This is a genomic window from Paenibacillus sp. Y660 (assembly GCF_057221575.1).
On sequence record NZ_JBXBBJ010000020.1, the window covers coordinates 36,814 to 55,425 of the forward strand.

Sequence of the window (18,612 nt, forward strand, 5' to 3'; positions counted from 1 at the left end):
CGAGTGGAAGGTTGATGCGGCTTGGCTGATGATATTCGCAGAAATATGGCCTTATTCCCTATCGGCATCGTAATGAAGCTGACGGATTTAACGGCAAGGCAAATCCGGTATTATGAACAGCATGAATTGATCGTACCTGCAAGAACGGCAGGAAACCAGCGGTTATTTTCATTTAATGACGTAGAACGGCTTTTGGAAATAAAATCATTGATAGAGAAAGGCGTTAACATCGCTGGCATTAAGCAAGTGATGAATCCGGTATCGAAGGAATCGGATGATGCGACGATTGTCAGTGAGCAATCGGAAGTGAAGCGTCGCGAGCTGTCTGATCAGCAGCTGCACCGTTTGCTAAAGCAGCAGTTGCTCGAGAAAAGACCAGGTCAAGCATCGCTTATTCAAGGTCAATTGACTCGTTTCTTAAATAAGCGCTAGTTTGACTAATATAACAATCGATTTGCAAACTAAGGAGATGATTCTGTGAGTTACACTAAAGAGGATATTAGACGTATAGCACAGGAACAAAATGTTAGGTTTATTCGTTTGCAGTTTACGGATTTACTAGGAACGATTAAAAATGTTGAAATTCCAGTCAGTCAGCTAGAGAAGGCGCTTGACAACAAAATGATGTTTGATGGCTCTTCCATTGAAGGTTACGTACGTATTGAAGAATCAGACATGTACTTATACCCTGATTTAGATACTTGGGTTGTATTCCCATGGGTTACACAAGATCGTGTTGCCCGTTTGATTTGTGATATTTATATGCCAGACGGAACACCGTTTGCCGGAGATCCTCGCGGTATTTTGAAGCGTGCCTTGAAGGAAGCAGAAGAGCTTGGCTACACAGCAATGAATGTTGGACCTGAACCGGAATTTTTCTTGTTCAAAACCGATGATCGCGGTGAGCCGACTACTGAGCTAAATGACCAGGGCGGCTATTTCGACTTAGCACCGATGGATATGGGTGAAAACTGCCGTCGTGAAATCGTACTTACGCTTGAAGAGATGGGCTTCGAGATTGAAGCTTCTCACCATGAGGTAGCTCCTGGACAGCATGAAATCGATTTTAAATACGCAGATGCGATTAAAGCTGCTGACCAAATTCAAACGTTTAAGCTGGTAGTTAAAACGGTTGCACGCGAGCATGGCTTGCATGCATCGTTTATGCCAAAACCATTGTTCGGCGTAAATGGTTCTGGAATGCATTGCCACCAATCGTTGTTCCAAGGCGACACAAATATGTTCTACGATGAGAAGGACAAGCTTGGTCTTAGTGCGGTAGCTCGTCAATACATGGCAGGTATCTTGCTTCATGCTCGTGCTATGGCTGCTATCACGAATCCAACAATCAATTCCTATAAGCGTCTTGTACCTGGCTACGAAGCGCCTTGCTATGTCGCTTGGTCCGCAAGCAATCGCTCGCCAATGATTCGGATTCCAGCATCACGCGGTCTTAGCACGCGCGTCGAAGTTCGCAACCCAGATCCAGCTGCTAACCCATATTTGGCACTAGCTGTTATGCTAAGAGCTGGTCTTGATGGCATTCAGAACAAGCTTCCGTTGCCGGCTCCAACAGACCGCAACATCTACATCATGACGGAGGAAGAGCGTCAGGATGCAGGCATTCCAAGCTTGCCGCTTGATTTGAAGGAAGCTCTTGACGAAATGTTAAGAAGCGACATCGTTTGCGATGCGCTTGGCGACCATGCGCTTGCCCATTTCTATGAACTGAAAGAAATCGAGTGGGATATGTACCGGACACAAGTTCACCAATGGGAAAGAGATCAATACTTGACTCTTTACTAAGATCTGAATCCCTAAAGTTCATAACCTAATAATGACCCGCAAGAAAGACACTTTTCCAAAGGTGTCTCTCATGCGGGTCATTCTGTTTCTATCTCATTTTCGGATGTATTTTTCCCAATATAGTGTAGATAAATCAATTAAGTTTTATAAAAGCAAAGGCGTTCCTTCTAGTAAACTAGTAATCGGGGGAGCATTCTATACGCGCGGTTCGCAAAATGACTTATCCTAATTTGATTGGTTTGGTGGGGGTGTATATGGAGTGGGATTTACGGCCCGCCCATTCCTACTTTTGTTCACAATTCGTTGCAGAAACGATGCGGAAAAGCGGGATTCCGGTCTGTAACCGTCCATCGACGCTGGTTACACCTGATGATTTTCTGAATTACAGTCAATTTCATGTCGTCTATGAAGGACTGCTATATGATTATCCACAGCTTAATCTACAACAGCTTGTCCATCTTTCAAAAGCAAAAATGACTGTAGGCCAGCTTCGGAAGAGAGCCATATAAGATCTAGAATAGTGCGCAATAAAAATATGAGTCCACACAAAAAGACCCATAGTATGGGTCTTTTGCGAAGTTTAATGGTTGAATTAGTAGCCGCCGAAGCCGCAGCTGCATGCGATAATCACCAATAAAATGAATAGGACCAAAATTGTACCTAAGTTTGTAAAAGCTCCACCAACGTAACCGGACATTTTTTAGGTGCACCTCCTTACGTGTTGAATACATTATAGGTTATGCGGGCTAATCACTCATTGATTGGGTGTTTGTCATAGGGCAGGCAGGAGTGGGGAGAAAAAATTTACATTATTTGTGAAGAAAAATGAATCGAATGCCGAAAGATACACAATAGAAATAAATAGCAAAGAAGAGGCTGAGTCGACTATGCTTGCGCATATCGGATCAGCCTCTTCTTTATGTACGTTTACTTGCTTTAATGGATATCCCGGAAAAGTCCGATGACTTTGCCTAGAATGGTTACATTTTGGAGTAAAATCGGCTGCATTGTGGAATTTTCCGGCTGCAGGCGAATGTGATTTTTCTCCTTGTAGAACGTCTTGACCGTTGCTTCGTCATCCTCAGTCATTGCAACAACGATTTCTCCGTTATTAGCTGTTTGCTGCTGACGAACAATAACGTAATCTCCATCGTGAATACCGGCTTCGATCATACTCTCGCCCATGACATTCAAGATGAATACGCTGCTGTCACCTACAAAGTGTGAAGGAAGAGGGAAATACTCTTCGATGTTCTCTGTTGCGGTAATAGGCACACCCGCAGTAACTTTACCAACGATAGGTACTTTGGCAACGGAAAGGGGGATCATGCCATCCACACCTTCTTGATCTAAAATTTCAATAGCACGTGGTTTAGTGGGATCCCGGCGAATTAGGCCTTTCTTCTCCAAGCGGTCCAAATGACCGTGAACGGTTGAACTGGATAACAATCCAACAGCTTCGCCGATTTCTCGAACGGAAGGTGGATAGCCTTTCTCCCGGACTTCATTCTTAATAAATTCAAGAATAGAATGTTGTCGGTTAGAAATCTTCGACACTGTGATCACTCCATTAGTAGGTTTGTAGCAAATTATAACATAGAACCGGAGTTCGTACAAACATAAGTTCTCAAGTACAGAAGTTCGTATTTTTTTGTTGACTCCAAACGTTTGTTCGTGTATTCTAAAAACAGAACAAACGTTTGGGGTGCTGAATAATGATAACTAGTTCAAGTTTTAATAGAACGATACACAAACAAGAAACAGTTAAAACAACGGTGTTTAACCATTTGATCAGACGATTGATGAAGCGCCATGCAGCAAAGATTGTAGTCTGCTCAGCTGTGTTCGCACTTTTATTTACTAGCTTTCTGTTTATAGGAACAGCTGCTTCCGGCAGTTATCCAGCAGAAGCGACAGCTGGAGAAAATATGGTTATCGTGCATTCGGGTGACACACTTTGGGAAATCGCTAAGCAATATACCGATGGCAAGCAAGATATTCGATATGTCATTTATTTGATTAAAGATCGCAACAACCTGCAATCCTCGGAAATTATGCCAGGGCAAAAGCTAATTATTCCTAGCATTTAATTTGAGAGTCATTTACAATTAATAGAATTGTTTCATCATATACATAGCTTTCTGAATCAAGTAGATCAATGGAATCTACTTCTTTTAGAAAGTTTTTTTGTGTGAACTGCAGGGTTTTCCCTAGGTAAGTTCGTCTATTGAAGGGGATTGAAAGGAGAGGCTGAATTGTTACGTGTTGAAGAGCTATCCCATTCCTTCATGAATGGGAATGAAGCGACTGCTGTACTGCAGCATATTAGCTTTGATGTACATAAGGGAGAAATGATTGCGCTTTTAGGAAGCTCCGGCTCTGGCAAATCTACGCTGCTGAACTTAATGGCCGGCTTAATGAAGCCTACAGAGGGGCAAATCTTTATTGCAGACCACAATATCGTTACGATGAACGAAAATCGGTTGGCTGAGTTTAGACGAAAGCATATCGGGTTTATTTTTCAAGCGTATGAGCTGATTGCCAATTTGACCGTTAGAGAAAACGTCGAGCTGCCGCTCGTGTTTCAATCGATTCATCCTTCTATAAGGAAGAAAAAAGCGCTTGCTTTGCTTGAACAGGTGGGAATTCCGGATAAAGCGGAATTATTTCCATCACAGCTCTCAGGAGGACAGCAGCAGCGTGTCAGTATAGCCCGGTCATTGATCACTGAGCCATCGGTCATTTTTGCGGACGAGCCTACTGGTAATTTGGATACAAAAACAGAAGAAGAAATTATTATGATTTTGAAGCATTTGAACAAATCGATGGAAACGACTTTTATCATCGTTACACATGAACGTGAGGTTGCAGCCCAAACGGAAAAAATTATTACGCTGCGGGATGGTTACCTCGTGACGGAGCAGGAAGCCGCTCAAGAAAGATTGCTTGCGGGGGGAACGCAAATTGAGAATAAGTGATATTACACGATTGTCTTGGGATCAAGTCAAGCGCAGGAAGGTCGTAACGGCACTTTGTGCGGCAGGTATTTCGATTGGCTGTGCTGCCATTATTGTAGCTATGAGTATAGGCGAATCTGCGCAAATTTATGTCGAGCAGCAGATGAACAGCTATTTAAAAATGGATGAGATTACGGTAACAGCAAATACAGGTGCTGGAGCTGGCAGCAAAACCCCTGCAAATGAAAGTGAAAGCGAATCGCTGAAACAAGGGAAATTGACGCAGCAAAAGCTTGATATTATGAAGAAAATCAAGCATGTGACGGCAGCAGCTCCTTTTCAGCAGCTTGAATATATGGAGCTGACGACTTTAGATGGGCTTGCTTCACAAAATCAAACCCAATTGATCGGTACGGATTTGGAGATGCTTACAGCTTTCGGAAATGAATTCATGCAAGGCGGGCCATCTAATCTTGAGGACATGATTGTGCTTAACTATGGCGCTACTATGGGTCTGATCGATGATATAACCAAACAAAATATACAAGAGCAGCTAAACTCGAATCCATATGATGATGCAGTGTTCGAGCAATATCAAAGCTTAAACAGTATTCCAACCGTTTTATATCAGAAGCAAATACAGTTTCGCTATTATTCGTCTGAAGGTCAGGTTCTAAGCAGGCCGCTGCGTGTTGTTGGTGTCCTGAAAAAACCAAGCGGTCTCAAGGATGATCAGATTATGTACGACAAGAAGGGCTACATATCGATTGAGACGGCAGCGCTCCTTAAGAAAGAGCTTAAGCTGCCTGGCGATCAGCAGGAATCCTATAATTCGATTATCGTGAAGGTCGATAATCAATCCAAAATCGAGCAAGTAGAGCGACAGCTTCAAAAGCTTGTCGTGTCAACGCAAACTAATTTATTTCAAAAGGAACGGCTTGCGAATGAATTTAAAATTATAAAAGCAGCCGCACTTGGCATCGGTGTTTTTATTCTCATTATCGCTTCTATTTCAATTGTCGTAGCTATGACGATGTCTACCTATCAAAGGCGAAGGCAAATTGGCATCATGAAGGTGCTTGGCGCTAACCTTAGCCAAATTCGAAATATGTTTATTGTAGAAGCAGCGTTGCTGGGTCTGCTTGGCGGATTGCTTGGCGTATTATTTTCATACTGGATCGTATGGGGTATTAATGGTCTGATTACGAACTTATCCAACGAACAGGATTCGGTCATTATATTTGTTCCTTTATTAACGATTCCAATCGGTATGGCATTCGCGCTTGCCACTGGCATATTTTCAGGAATTTATCCAGCTATTAGCGCATCACGTACAGATGCTCTGACAGCGATAAGACGAGATTAATTTAAAGTTGAAGAAGGAGCATAAAGATGAAGAAGAAAATAAAGTGGGCAATAATTGGTCTTATTATTATCGGCATCAGCTTTGTACTATATAGAATTGGAAATCCATCAAGGCCCGCAGACCTAATGGCAACAGACTCGCAGCCGATTACGTTTCAAGTGACGAAAGAGACGATTGCGAGTACAGTTGAGGTGAAAGGAAAGTCGCTGTATGAGCAGGAGACGCTCGTATATGCCCCCTTTGGCTCAAAGGTCACAGAGTGGGCAATTGAGGACGGCCAGCAGGTGAAGAAGGGCGATGTGCTGTTTAAGCTCGATCAGACAGCGGTGCAAAACGAGATTTTGCAGGCGGAGGCAGTACTGCATAAAGCTAAACTCGAGGCTGATCTGAATGACTATTTAAGTCAGGTGGATGACGAATCGAGCCCGTTGGAATCTACTGAAGAGGGGCGCAAAAAGGTTTTTGTTAATAAGGAAATAGCTCGCTTGACGAAGGAATTGAATGATGTGACGTCGAGCATTCAAGTGAAGGAGCTGCTTGTGAAGAAAAACAAGCTGAAAGATTCCAGCTTACGCTCACCGGCCACAGGAATCTTTTTATTTGATAATGCCAACAAACGGCCGCAAGCTTTAACAGACAATGAATATGTGGGCAAGGTCGTTGATTTGAACAAATTGCAATTCATTGCGCTAGTTGGGGAACAGGATGTTTTTCGCATCAAGCCCGGCATGCCGGTTCAGGTTAAGATGAATGCGATGAAGGAACTGAAGCTGAAGGGGAAAGTACTGAAAGTATCTAAATTTGCGAAAACAGGAACGGATCAAAATAATTTAAATCAAGCTGCTCAGTTTGAGGTCGTCATCATTCTTGAGCCTAGCGAGTATTTGATAGCAGGTCTGAGCTTGAATGGTGCAATAGAGACTGAGCGCAAGGAAAATACAACTGCGGTTCCATCGATTGCAATCATTCGTGAAAAAGATAAGCATTTTGTCATGAAGGATACGGGTAATGGCCAGTATGAGCGGAAAGAAATTAAAATCGGGCTCGAAACGCCCGAGCTGACGGAAGTGCTTAAAGGATTAAAAGCTGGCGATCAGGTCGTTCTACAATAATAGCAGTGCTCTAACTCCATAGATTACCGATGAAGCCTCTACGATTCCTTGACAACTGAACGTTGAAAATGTCAAAGTATAGTGTAGAGGTTTTTTCATCATGAGAGGAGTAGAGCAAGCAATGGAATTCTCGAAAATAATTGAACGTATTAACGAGCTGGCTCGTAAAAATAAATCGGTAGGTTTAACCGATGAAGAAACGGTCGAAAGAGATGAGCTGCGCAAGCAATATATGACTAACTTCAAAAATAATTTTCGTCAACAGCTGGATCAGATTGAAATTGTTGATGATAAGGACAATATCAAGCATTAATAAAGGTCAGTGGTACTCATTAAATATCCATGGGAGGGTGTTTATATGAAATATAATTTGCTTGGCAAAAGTGGACTAGCCGTATCCGAGTTATGTTTGGGAACGATGACATTTTGCAATACGACAAGTGAAGAGGATTCAATCGATATGATTGATCGCTTTGTTGATCGCGGGGGCAATTTCCTCGATACAGCCGACGTTTATGTGAGCGGCCGATCTGAGGAGATCGTAGGCAAAGCCATTAAAAACAAGCGTTCCGACATCGTCCTTGCTACAAAGGTGCGTATGACCACTTCGGGTAATATCAACGGAGTGGGCTTATCACGCAAGCATATTATGGATGGCGTCGAAGCTAGCCTTAAGCGTCTGCAAACCGATTATATCGACTTGTACCAGGTCCATGTGTGGGATCATGCTACTCCAATCGAGGAAACGCTCCGCACGCTTGATGACCTTGTCACTTCCGGCAAGGTGCGTTACATAGGCTGCTCTAATTTCTTTGCATGGCAGCTAATGAAGTCACTAGCCTATAGCGATGCTAGCCGTTATGTGCGTTTTGTGTCCATTCAGCCCCAATATAGCTTGGTAAGCAGACAAATGGATCGCGAGATGCTGTCGCTTTGCTTAGAGGAGAAGGTAGGCATTATTCCTTGGGCTCCTATCGGCGGCGGTTTCCTGACTGGCCGTTACAGCAGGGAAGAGCCAACAGAAGGACGTTTAACCTCTAAGGTAGGGGAGAGCGCATGGGTTAATCGTGCCCTCGATAAAAACTTTGTCATTCTTGATGCTTTGCTTGAAGCAGCGAAAGAGCTTGATAAAACTCCCGCACAGGTTGCGCTCCGCTGGCTCATTCAGCGGGAAGGCATTACTTCACCGATATTCGGCGCCAGCAAATTAGAGCAATTTGAGGATAATATCGGAGCAATAGGCTGGGAGATGCCAAGCGAGGTATGGAATCGTTTGGAGCAAATAAGCGCGCTGCCGGAGGATTATCCAAATCGCTTCATTGAAAAATTCCGCAGACCGTTTGAATAGCTTTTACAATTAGGAGGAATGTCAGCTTGTCACGATCTTGGGAGCGCAAAGTGCGCAAAAACATGAATGTTGTAAACAAACAACGCAAGAAGCAAGGAGATGGTCAAATCGTCTTTAATGCCGAGAAGTCTGAGAAGATCGTTGGGCGTAATTTCATTGCCCCAATCTTATTGATTTTATTTATCGGCATGTACATCATCCTTATGCAAGGCGCAGAGCAATTCAAAATGGATACGATGTTCTGGGTAACCGTTGGCTGTTATATTTTGCTGGCTGCATTATTCTTTTTCCGCAGACCCTACATAACGATTGGCAAAGATTTTGTACAGTCACGCCGTATGACTGGCGACAAACGAATCCCTGTGTCCAACATCAAAGGCATTAGCGTTCAAAAGGGTTATGTGATTATAGAGCAGCACAAAGGCGGAAACTGGGTATTCTCAAAATTGACTAACCGTTTCCCGACTGAAGAAATGGGCGAGAAGCTTAAAGTCTTCGCACAAGCGAACGGCATTTCTTTCTCGCAAAAATAAATAGGCAGGAGAGTTCGATCAACGATGGCTAAACAAGCAGTATTATTTGATTTGGACGACACGTTGCTGTGGGATGACCGCAGTGTAAAGGAAGCCTTTGAAGCGACATGCCAAGCGGCAGCGGCAGCGACAGGGGTAGATCCTAATGAGCTTGAGGAATCGGTTCGCCGTGAAGCAAGAGCGCTTTATGAGTCATATGAAACATTCCCATTTACGAAGCTGATCGGAATCAACCCGTTTGAAGGACTTTGGGCGCCTTTCCGTGAAGGCGAGCAAGAGGAATTCCGCAAGCTAGAGAGCCTTGCACCCGGCTATCGCAAAGCAGCTTGGACACAAGGCTTGAAAGCTGTTGGTGTTGATGATGAGGAGCTAGGCGCAAAGCTAGCTGAGCAGTTCCCTGCCGAAAGACGTGCGCGTCCGATCGTATATGAAGAAACGTTCTCTGTTCTGGATGCGCTTAAAGGCAAATACAAGCTGCTTCTATTGACGAACGGATCACCTGACTTGCAGCGAGAGAAGCTGGCAGGCGTGCCGGAACTGATTCCTTATTTCGATCATATTATAATTTCGGGTGAATTCGGACTCGGTAAGCCAGCCGCATCGATTTTTGAGCATGCGCTTGAGCGTCTTGGCATCGAAACCGATCATGCCATCATGGTGGGCGATAAGCTCACAACGGATATTCTTGGCGCAAACACGATTGGGATGACCTCGGTTTGGATCAATCGCCATGGCGCTGTACGCAATGACGAGATCGTTCCTACTCATGAAATCAAGCATTTAGAAGAGCTGCTTCCGCTGCTCGTCTCTTAAAGTATAGCAATAAAAAGCCCCTCGCAGACAGCTTAAGCTGCTAACGAGGGGCTTGCATTATGTTAGAATGACATTAGGCGTTGCTCGATGCAAACTTCTCGTCAGCAAATGGGTGAGCGATCCAGCCTTCTGTTTCGATGAAAAGACGAACAGCTACGATTTGACGGTTTTCCATCAGCGTAAAGAAATGCGGCTTGTACTCCGGAACGGAAATAACATCGCCAGCTTCCAGCTCAACGTCAAAATAACCAACATCGTCAGTACCTTTGATGATGAAGATGCCGCGTCCTGCCGTAATAGCACGAACCTCATCTTCTGTGTGCGTATGCACGTTTTCGAATTTTTTTAGAAGCTCATCCAGGTTAGGGGTAGCATCAGACAACGCGATAATATCCCATGTTTTATAGCCGCGACGCGCAGCCAAATCTTGAATTTCTTCGTCATAAGTTGCTAATATTTGCTGTTTCTCTTCATCGGAGAGTACAAATTTTTGCTGTAAACCTTCTTCTAGCTTCGCTGGATTCCAATGCTCGTAAAGCACCTCTTGCTTTTCTAGAAATGCACGGACAGCTTCTTCACCTTGAATCCGTTCTTCTGTATTGCGAATTCTAATTTCAGCCATGAACATTCCCTCTTTTCCTATAGAAATTAAATGATATAATTATTATAGATCAAAATAAATCGATTGTCGATGGATTTACCTTTTCACATAAAAGGTATTCTGATAAACTATGGGTTAATGATTTTGGGAAGGGTGTAGTAAATTGTCGAAACCGACCATACAACAAATGCTTCAGGAGCGCATACTCATTTTGGACGGCGCGATGGGTACGATGATTCAGCAAGCGAATTTAAATGAGGATGATTTTGGCGGAGCGGAGCTTGACGGCTGTAATGAAATGCTCGTTCTGACTCGTCCCGATGTTATACAATTGATTCATGAGCAGTACTTAGAAGCAGGCGCAGATATTTTGGAAACGAATACGTTTGGCGCTACAAGCGTTGTTTTGGCGGATTACGATATTCCCAAAAAAGCGAGAGAAATCAATTTGGCTGCCGCGAAGCTTGCACGCGATGCATGCGACAAATACAGTACGCCAGACAAGCCCCGTTATGTAGCCGGTGCGCTTGGACCTACAACCAAAACATTGTCGGTAACCGGAGGCGTAACTTTCGATGAGCTGGTTGAGAGCTATTATGAGCAAGCGCTTGCTTTGATTGAAGCAGACGTGGATGCGCTGCTGCTCGAAACCTCTCAGGATACGCTTAATGTAAAAGCAGGAAGCATCGGCATTCGCAATGCGTTTGACAAGCTTGGCAAAGAGCTTCCGATTATGATTTCCGGCACGATTGAGCCGATGGGCACAACGCTCGCCGGACAAACGATAGAATCGTTCTACATTTCCTTGGAGCACCTTAAGCCGATCTCGATTGGTCTAAACTGTGCGACTGGCCCGGAGTTTATGCGTGACCACCTGCGGACACTCAGTGAAATCGCAAATTCTGCGATCAGCTGTTATCCAAATGCCGGCTTGCCGGATGAGAATGGACATTATCATGAATCGCCGGAATCGCTTGCGAAGAAGATGTCGGCATTCGCTGAGCAGGGCTGGTTGAATATTGCCGGCGGCTGCTGCGGCACGACTCCGGAGCATATTCGGGTTATGGCGGAGACGATGTCTGCGTACGCTCCGCGTACTAAAATGGGTTCGCATCCGAATGCCGTATCCGGCATTGAGACGGTATTTATCGAACCGGAAAATCGCCCGATTATGATCGGGGAACGGACAAATATTTCCGGTTCGCGCAAGTTCAAGCGGCTTCTGAAGGAAGAGAAGTTTGATGAAGCTTCGGAGATCGCTAGGGCGCAAGTCAAAGGCGGCGCGCATGTTATCGATATTAACTTGCAGGATACCGATATCGATGAGGCTTACGCGGTCCATCAATTTTTGCCGCAGGTCGTCAAAAAAATTAAAGCGCCGCTCATGCTCGATTCCACCTATGATCATATTATTGAGCTGGGTCTTAAATATTCCCAAGGCAAAGCGATTATCAACTCCATTAACCTGGAGGATGGCGAATCGAAGTTTGAGCAGATTTTGCCGTTGATTCACCGTTATGGTGCGGCTGTCGTTATGATTCTAATCGATGAGCGCGGCCAAGCTGTAACTCGCGAGGCGAAGATGGAGGTTGCGGAGCGATCCTATAACCTGCTGACACAGAAATATAAGATGAATCCTGAGGATATTATTTTTGATCCGAATATGTTCCCTGTCGGCTCGGGAGATCCGCAATACATCGGTTCGGCTGTCGAGACGCTTGAAGGCATTCGGATGATTAAGGAAAAGTTCCCGCTCGCCAAAACGATCCTCGGACTCAGCAACATTTCCTTCGGTTTGCCGGATGCGGGACGCGAGGTGCTCAATTCCGTATACCTGTATCATGCAACTAAGGCAGGCCTAGACTATGCGATCGTGAACACAGAGAAGCTGGAGCGTTACGCTTCGATTCCCGATGAAGAGCGCCGCTTGGCAGAGGAGCTTATTTACAATACGACGGACGAGACGCTGGCTTCGTTCGTTGCCGCTTTCCGCGACAAGAAAGTAGAAAAGAAAGAAAAAATCTCGAATCTTACGCTGGAGGAGCGTCTTGGTTCCTATGTTGTAGAGGGAACGAAGGAAGGGCTCATCCCCGACCTCGACGAGGCGCTCAAAAAATATTCGGCTATGGAAGTCATCAACGGGCCGCTCATGCGCGGAATGGAAGAGGTTGGCCGCTTATTTAACGGCAATGAGCTTATCGTAGCGGAAGTGCTGCAAAGCGCTGAGGTTATGAAAGCTTCTGTAACCTACTTAGAGTCTTTCATGGAGAAAAACGAATCGTCCGTAAAAGGTAAAATCATTTTGGCAACGGTTAAGGGCGATGTGCATGATATCGGCAAAAACCTGGTTGAAATTATTTTGTCGAACAACGGTTACAAAATCATTAATTTGGGCATAAAAGTACCGCCAGAGCAGTTGATCGAAGCCTATCGCAAGGAGAAGGTCGACGCGATCGGGCTGTCGGGCTTGCTCGTAAAATCAGCACAGCAAATGGTCATTACTGCACAGGATTTGCGAACAGCAGGCATTGATGCGCCTATCCTTGTAGGTGGCGCTGCGCTGACGCGGAAATTTACGAAAACAAGAATCGGCCCTGAATATGACGGTCTCGTCCTATATGCGAAGGATGCGATGGATGGCCTCGATATAGCGAACAAGCTGATGGACCCTGAGCATCGCTCGCGGCTTGAGGAAGAAATGGCCGCTTACAAAGCTTCTGGCGGATTGGAAGAGGAAGAGAAAAAGCCATTGCCAGAATTGACGCGTGCCGTCCGTTCCAAAATTTCGCCGGATGCACCTGTGTTTACGCCGCCGGATCTAGACCGTCACGTGCTGCGCGATGTTCCGCTTCCTCATGTTATACCTTATGTGAATATGCAGATGCTGCTTGGCCATCACTTGGGGCTTAAAGGCAATGTCGATAATTTGCTTAAAGAAGGCAATGAAAAAGCGCTGCAGCTCAAAGCAACCGTAGATGATATTTTGCAAAAGGGAACCTCGGACGGTATCGTGAAGACTCACGGCATGTATCGCTTCTTCCCGGCACAGTCATCAGGCAACGACGTTATTATTTATAACCCGGCAGATCCGCTGCAGGAGATCAAGCGGTTCACATTCCCGCGCCAGCAGGTTGAGCCATTCCTATGCCTTGCTGATTTCTTGAAATCAGTGGACAGCGGCGTCATGGACTATGTTGGTTTCCTAGTCGTAACGGCAGGCCACGGCATACGCGAGCTGGCGAATGAGTGGAAGGATAACGGCGATTATTTGCGGTCGCATGCGCTGCAATCTGTTGCGCTTGAAGTAGCGGAGGGGATGGCCGAGCGTGTCCACCATATTATGCGTGACATTTGCGGCTATCCAGATCCAGCTGAAATGACGATGAAGCAGCGCCATGGCGCTCGTTATCAAGGTATTCGCGTATCATTCGGCTACCCGGCATGTCCGAACCTTGAGGATCAAGAGCCGTTGTTCGATTTGATGAGACCGCAGGATATTGGCGTCGAATTGACGGAAGGGTGTATGATGGAGCCGGAAGCATCAGTTTCTGCGATGGTATTTGCCCATCCTGAAGCGCAATATTTTAACGTTGAGAAACTATAGATTATAATGATGAAAGAGCCCTCTGGCGTTCGGTAAAACGAGCTGGAGAGGGCTCTTCGTTTCCATTTACGCAGTAAAAAAGCAGTTGCTAATCGTGAGGTGGTCGAAGTTATGAATATGTGGTTTTTGGGGACAGGTGCCGGCAGACCGTCCAAGTATCGGAATGTGACAGCTGCTGCGCTGCAGCATCCTGAGCCAGGCTGCAGCTGGTGGCTGTTCGATGCCGGCGAAGCCACGCAGCATCAGCTGATGCAAACGCCGCTGAAGCTGAACAAGATGGAGGCTGTGTTTATTACTCATTTGCACGGAGACCATATTTACGGCCTGCCAGGCTTGCTAAGCAGCCGTTCGTTCGATGGCGGAGTGACGCCTGTTCAGCTCTATGGTCCAATCGGCATCAAACGCTATATCGATACGATATTTTCCATCAGCGCTACACAGCTGGACTATGAGCTTGTGATCCATGAGCTATCAGGCGATGAAGGTATTATTTTTGAGGATGATCGGTTTAAGGTAGAGGTTGGCTTGCTTGAGCATCGCGTAATCAGCTTTGGCTACCGCATAACGGAGCGTGATCAGCCTGGCAAGCTGCTTGTTCATAAGCTGGAAGAGCTTGGGTTTGAAGCAGGGCCTTTATACGGGAAGCTAAAGCAAGGGGAATCCGTCACATCGCCAAGCGGAGTAATTGTACGGCCTGAAGACGTTACCGGACCTTCTCTTGTCGGCAGAGTGATTACGATTCTTGGAGACACGAAGCCTTGCGACAACGCCTTTAAACTGGCAATCGGCGCCGATCTGTTGGTGCATGAAGCTACTTTTGCCGCGGGCTTGGAGGAGAAAGCGCATGAATTCGGACATTGTACGACCAGGGAGGCGGCAGAAGCAGCGGCAAAGGCGGATGCGAAGCAGCTCGTTATGACGCATTTTAGCGGACGATACAGTAATGAGGATCTTAGCCAATTAGAGGCGGAGGCAGCGATTTATTTTCCACAAGTAAAAGCGGCAACGGATTTTCTCCACATCGAAATTCACCGGGGTTTGCCTAAAGAGTAAAACAAAAAAACGCGGGGTGCGACCACGCGTTTTTTTTATTTGCTATCCTTCCCAAAGTGAAACGACAAGTAAACGGATGCGAGCACGACCATGACGAAAATACCGAAGAAGAGGATCGTATGATAGGGGGCAGGAACGAATGTAGCCGCAATCATCAGCAAGCCGCCGATTAAATAAAATTTGGCTGCGCTCTTGTGCGTCTTTCTCCAATTACTCTCGCTTGCAAGCGTATATGTCGTTCTGATTCCGATAAAGCTGTTGGGCTGGAATCGCGGCATATGATAGCCTGTGATGGCGAGCAATATGCCAACCATCGGCAGGATTACTTTTGCAATATTGAACGACACGCCGTAGCCAAAAGCAATCGTAACGCTATGCAGGACGAGCAAGCAGAGAAGCGTAACATTTTGCACAATATGTATGCCGGGCTTGTGAATTTGATAGTTTTGCTTTTTTGGAAGGACAACAATTAGAATGACCATTAAAGCGGGCAGCAGCAGCAGAGCAAAAGCTTTGTGCGCGAAGCCGTTGATTTCATTGCTCACATTCCAGTGAATAGCCATTTGCTCAGGCATGTATGGATAAGCAGCGAAGCTTCCGATCAAGGCAATTGAGATGATGATCCAAGATAATACGCTAGATTTCATTCCTCTTCATTCCCTCCGGATCTGATTGCTGAAAGGAGACAAACCATTTTAACAGGTCTTGGAAAACGGTAGTGTTGAGGGAATAATAAATATGCTGGCCTTTCCGTTCATCCCATACAAGCTCCGCCTGCTTAAGCAAGTTGAGGTGATGGGAGATGCTAGGCTTTGTCATTTGAAAGTGGTCGGCAATTTCCCCAGCGGTCAGATCGCGCTCGCGCAGTAAATCCAATATGATGCGCCTAGTCGGATCAGAAAGAGCTTTAAAGGCAAGATTAGTCGTCATTTATTCATCCTTCCCAAATTAACCTATACATGGGTTAGAGATTTAGATAATTATCTAAATATAATTTACATTACTATAACGTTTCGTGTCGGCGCTGTCAATTTGGGAGGAAACGGCCAAACCCTCAAGACAAATAATCATTTTAAATGAAGACCATCATTACCCACTATCTAGTCAAGCGAACAAATATTCGCTAAAATGGTTGTTATAAAGAGGTGAATCAGCCATGTTCAAAAAGAAGACTCTAGCAGACATCATTCAAGATCTGCGGGGTAATGAGAATATCGTAAATTGGCATGAAATAGAACCACAAGACGCCAAATATAAGCCTATTCCAGATACAGTAGACGCTAGAATTGCCGATGCGCTTGCTAGGCGAGGCATAGATCAGCTTTACTCGCACCAATATTCAGCCTACAAGGCAGTAGAAAAGGGCGAGAACATTGTAGCCGTTACCCCAACAGCTTCCGGGAAAACGATGTGCTACAATCTGCCTGTTCTGCAAGCCATTGCGGCAGATGAAACGAGCAGAGCGCTGTATCTTTTTCCGACTAAAGCATTATCGCAAGATCAAAAAAGCGAATTGACTGAAATGATAGATGAGATGGGCATTGACATAAAAAGCTTTACTTATGACGGGGATACGTCGCCGGCCATTCGCCAGAAAGTAAGAATGGCAGGGCATATTGTCATAACGAATCCGGACATGCTCCATTCCGGGATCTTGCCGCATCATACGAAATGGGTAAGCCTTTTTGAAAATTTAAAGTATATCGTGATCGACGAATTGCATACATATCGGGGCGTATTTGGCAGCCATGTCGCTAATGTTCTGAGGCGATTAAAACGGATTTGCAAATTTTATGGCAGCAACCCTACATTTATATGCACATCGGCTACGATTGCAAACCCAAAGGAATTGGCCGAGCAGCTAACAGGGGAGCCAATGCGTTTAATTGACGACAACGGAGCGCCTAGAGGAAGAAAACATTTTGTTTTCTACAACCCGCCAATCGTAAACCAGCCTCTTAATATAAGAAAAAGCGCGACGGTCGAGGTCAATCATTTGGCTACAGAGTTTTTGAAAAATAAAATTCAAACGATTATTTTTGCCAGAAGCCGGGTGCGTGTCGAGTTAATTCTCAGTCATATCCAGGAGCTTGTAAAAAATCAGATAGGCGCAAAATCGATTCGCGGCTATCGCGGCGGTTATTTGCCAAATCAGCGGCGCGAAATTGAAAAGGGATTGCGGGCAGGCGATATACTCGGCGTAGTGAGCACGAATGCGCTTGAGCTTGGCGTAGATATCGGACAGCTGCAGGTATGCGTCATGACCGGCTATCCAGGCAGCGTAGCCAGCACTTGGCAGCAAGCAGGCCGAGCGGGACGAAGACACGGTGAAGCTCTTATATTGATGGTAGCCAGCTCGACGCCTATTGACCAGCACATCGTTCAAAACCCCGATTACTTTTTTGACCGGAACCCGGAAGCGGCTCGGATAAATCCTGAGAATCTGCTTATTCTCGTGGACCATCTGCGATGCGCGGCCTATGAGCTGCCTTTCAAAGCCGCTGAGCCATTTGGTCCTGTCGATGTGGTTGAAATCATGGAGTATTTAGTAGAGGAAAGAATATTACATCGCAACGGCGATACCTTCTACTGGGCCAATCAGTCTTTCCCGGCAAGCAACATCAGTTTGCGTTCTGCTTCACAAGAGAATGTCGTTATTATCGATCAAAGCAATGTAGCCGACGTAAAAATTATTGGCGAGATGGATCGATTCAGCGCGATGACCCTTTTGCATGATGAAGCGATTTATTTGCATGAAGGGGTTCAATTCCAAGTTGAAAAGCTGGACTGGGACCATAAGAAGGCTTATGTGCGGGAAGTGGATGTTGAGTATTATACGGATGCCAATTTAGCCGTAAATTTAAAGGTTTTGCAGATTGATAAAACGACGGACAGAGAGCATACTTCATTAAATTTTGGAGATGTCGCCATAAATGCTGTGCCTACCATTTTCAAAAAAATCAAATTATCGAGTGGAGAAAATATCGGCTCTGGGCCCATCCATTTGCCAGAAGAGGAGCTGCACACCAGTGCGGCATGGATGGAATTAAAGCAGGTAGACCCTGAAATAGGGGAGAAGACGTTGGAGCAGCTTCTGCTGGGAATTGCGAATGTTATGCGTCATATTGCGCCTGTACTCGTCATGTGTGACCGGAGCGATATACATGTCGTATCTCAAATTAAAGCGGCGCATACCGGACTGCCTACCGTTTTCCTATACGATCATTACCCCGGAGGCATCGGCCTCGCTGAAGATGTCTATAAGCGATTCGATGAAATAAAAAACGCGGCAAAACATTTAATTCAAAAATGCTCATGCAAGGATGGGTGCCCGGCATGTATTGGGACAGAGATCGAAGGCATCAATGGGAAATACAGAAGCATACAGCTGCTAGACCAGTTCTAAATGGCGTATTGGG

The 18,612-nt window shown here is 45.5% G+C and carries 18 protein-coding genes; 14 read left to right on the plus strand and 4 right to left on the minus strand.

What is annotated here, in order from left to right; all coding sequences use genetic code 11:
- The first annotated feature begins 21 nt into the window (after positions 1-21).
- The 3 genes from AC2TDN_RS19730 to AC2TDN_RS19740 all read left to right on the plus strand — a co-directional run bounded on the left by AC2TDN_RS19730 (position 22) and on the right by AC2TDN_RS19740 (position 2,315).
- The gene (locus AC2TDN_RS19730) at positions 22-432 is read left to right on the plus strand and encodes a MerR family transcriptional regulator (protein ID WP_053376247.1); all 411 of its coding nucleotides are present in this window, start codon (positions 22-24) and stop codon (positions 430-432) included.
- A 45-nt stretch (positions 433-477) separates the two neighbouring features.
- A complete protein-coding gene (gene glnA, locus AC2TDN_RS19735) occupies positions 478-1,806 on the plus strand; it encodes a type I glutamate--ammonia ligase (protein WP_482065793.1) in 1,329 nt (442 codons plus the stop codon).
- 254 nt (positions 1,807-2,060) lie between these two features.
- Complete coding sequence (locus AC2TDN_RS19740) at positions 2,061-2,315, plus strand: hypothetical protein (protein ID WP_482065794.1); 255 nt, start codon at positions 2,061-2,063, stop codon at positions 2,313-2,315.
- A gap of 427 nt (positions 2,316-2,742) precedes the next feature.
- Here the strand turns inward: AC2TDN_RS19740 and lexA are convergent, their stop codons facing one another.
- Positions 2,743-3,363: a transcriptional repressor LexA gene (lexA, locus tag AC2TDN_RS19745; protein WP_482065795.1), complete on the minus strand. Its 621-nt coding sequence runs from the start codon at positions 3,361-3,363 to the stop codon at positions 2,743-2,745.
- A 158-nt stretch (positions 3,364-3,521) separates the two neighbouring features.
- On the opposite strand from lexA, the gene yneA reads away from it, so the two are divergent.
- The 8 genes from yneA to AC2TDN_RS19785 all read left to right on the plus strand — a co-directional run bounded on the left by yneA (position 3,522) and on the right by AC2TDN_RS19785 (position 9,935).
- Positions 3,522-3,896: a cell division suppressor protein YneA gene (gene yneA, locus AC2TDN_RS19750; RefSeq protein WP_484689912.1), complete on the plus strand. Its 375-nt coding sequence runs from the start codon at positions 3,522-3,524 to the stop codon at positions 3,894-3,896.
- A 165-nt stretch (positions 3,897-4,061) separates the two neighbouring features.
- The gene (locus tag AC2TDN_RS19755; RefSeq protein WP_484689914.1) at positions 4,062-4,784 is read left to right on the plus strand and encodes an ABC transporter ATP-binding protein; all 723 of its coding nucleotides are present in this window, start codon (positions 4,062-4,064) and stop codon (positions 4,782-4,784) included.
- Positions 4,771-6,129: an ABC transporter permease gene (locus AC2TDN_RS19760; RefSeq protein WP_484689916.1), complete on the plus strand. Its 1,359-nt coding sequence runs from the start codon at positions 4,771-4,773 to the stop codon at positions 6,127-6,129. Before AC2TDN_RS19755 ends, AC2TDN_RS19760 begins: the two co-directional genes overlap by 14 nt.
- 26 nt (positions 6,130-6,155) lie before the next feature.
- On the plus strand, positions 6,156-7,241 hold the full coding sequence (locus AC2TDN_RS19765) for an efflux RND transporter periplasmic adaptor subunit (RefSeq protein ID WP_484689917.1): 1,086 nt from the start codon (positions 6,156-6,158) through the stop codon (positions 7,239-7,241).
- 100 nt (positions 7,242-7,341) lie between these two features.
- On the plus strand, positions 7,342-7,554 hold the full coding sequence (locus tag AC2TDN_RS19770) for a DUF896 domain-containing protein (protein WP_484689918.1): 213 nt from the start codon (positions 7,342-7,344) through the stop codon (positions 7,552-7,554).
- 45 nt (positions 7,555-7,599) lie between these two features.
- Entirely contained in the window at positions 7,600-8,589 is a 990-nt protein-coding gene (locus AC2TDN_RS19775; RefSeq protein WP_484689920.1) for an aldo/keto reductase, read from the plus strand.
- A 26-nt stretch (positions 8,590-8,615) separates the two neighbouring features.
- On the plus strand, positions 8,616-9,122 hold the full coding sequence (locus AC2TDN_RS19780; RefSeq protein WP_482065802.1) for a hypothetical protein: 507 nt from the start codon (positions 8,616-8,618) through the stop codon (positions 9,120-9,122).
- A gap of 24 nt (positions 9,123-9,146) precedes the next feature.
- Positions 9,147-9,935 carry an HAD family hydrolase gene (locus AC2TDN_RS19785; protein WP_484689922.1) on the plus strand — a complete coding sequence of 263 codons (789 nt, stop codon included), beginning with the start codon at positions 9,147-9,149 and terminating at the stop codon, positions 9,933-9,935.
- 73 nt (positions 9,936-10,008) lie between these two features.
- Here AC2TDN_RS19785 and AC2TDN_RS19790 read toward each other — a convergent pair whose 3' ends face one another.
- Positions 10,009-10,557 carry a 1,2-dihydroxy-3-keto-5-methylthiopentene dioxygenase gene (locus AC2TDN_RS19790; protein ID WP_484689924.1) on the minus strand — a complete coding sequence of 183 codons (549 nt, stop codon included), beginning with the start codon at positions 10,555-10,557 and terminating at the stop codon, positions 10,009-10,011.
- 142 nt (positions 10,558-10,699) lie between these two features.
- Here AC2TDN_RS19790 and metH point away from each other — a divergent pair, with 142 nt between their 5' ends.
- Both metH and rnz read left to right on the plus strand, forming a co-directional pair.
- The gene (gene metH / locus AC2TDN_RS19795) at positions 10,700-14,140 is read left to right on the plus strand and encodes a methionine synthase (RefSeq protein WP_484689926.1); all 3,441 of its coding nucleotides are present in this window, start codon (positions 10,700-10,702) and stop codon (positions 14,138-14,140) included.
- Between the two features lie 111 nt (positions 14,141-14,251).
- The gene (gene rnz / locus AC2TDN_RS19800; protein ID WP_484689928.1) at positions 14,252-15,193 is read left to right on the plus strand and encodes a ribonuclease Z; all 942 of its coding nucleotides are present in this window, start codon (positions 14,252-14,254) and stop codon (positions 15,191-15,193) included.
- Positions 15,194-15,228: 35 nt separating this feature from the next.
- Here rnz and AC2TDN_RS19805 read toward each other — a convergent pair whose 3' ends face one another.
- Positions 15,229-15,840, minus strand: a complete 612-nt coding sequence (locus AC2TDN_RS19805; RefSeq protein ID WP_484689930.1) for an SdpI family protein — start codon at positions 15,838-15,840, stop codon at positions 15,229-15,231.
- Entirely contained in the window at positions 15,830-16,123 is a 294-nt protein-coding gene (locus AC2TDN_RS19810) for an autorepressor SdpR family transcription factor (RefSeq protein ID WP_484689932.1), read from the minus strand. Before AC2TDN_RS19810 ends, AC2TDN_RS19805 begins: the two co-directional genes overlap by 11 nt.
- Before the next feature lie 226 nt (positions 16,124-16,349).
- Between AC2TDN_RS19810 and AC2TDN_RS19815 the strand changes: the two genes are divergently transcribed.
- Positions 16,350-18,599 carry a DEAD/DEAH box helicase gene (locus AC2TDN_RS19815; RefSeq protein ID WP_484689933.1) on the plus strand — a complete coding sequence of 750 codons (2,250 nt, stop codon included), beginning with the start codon at positions 16,350-16,352 and terminating at the stop codon, positions 18,597-18,599.
- Positions 18,600-18,612: the final 13 nt, after the last annotated feature.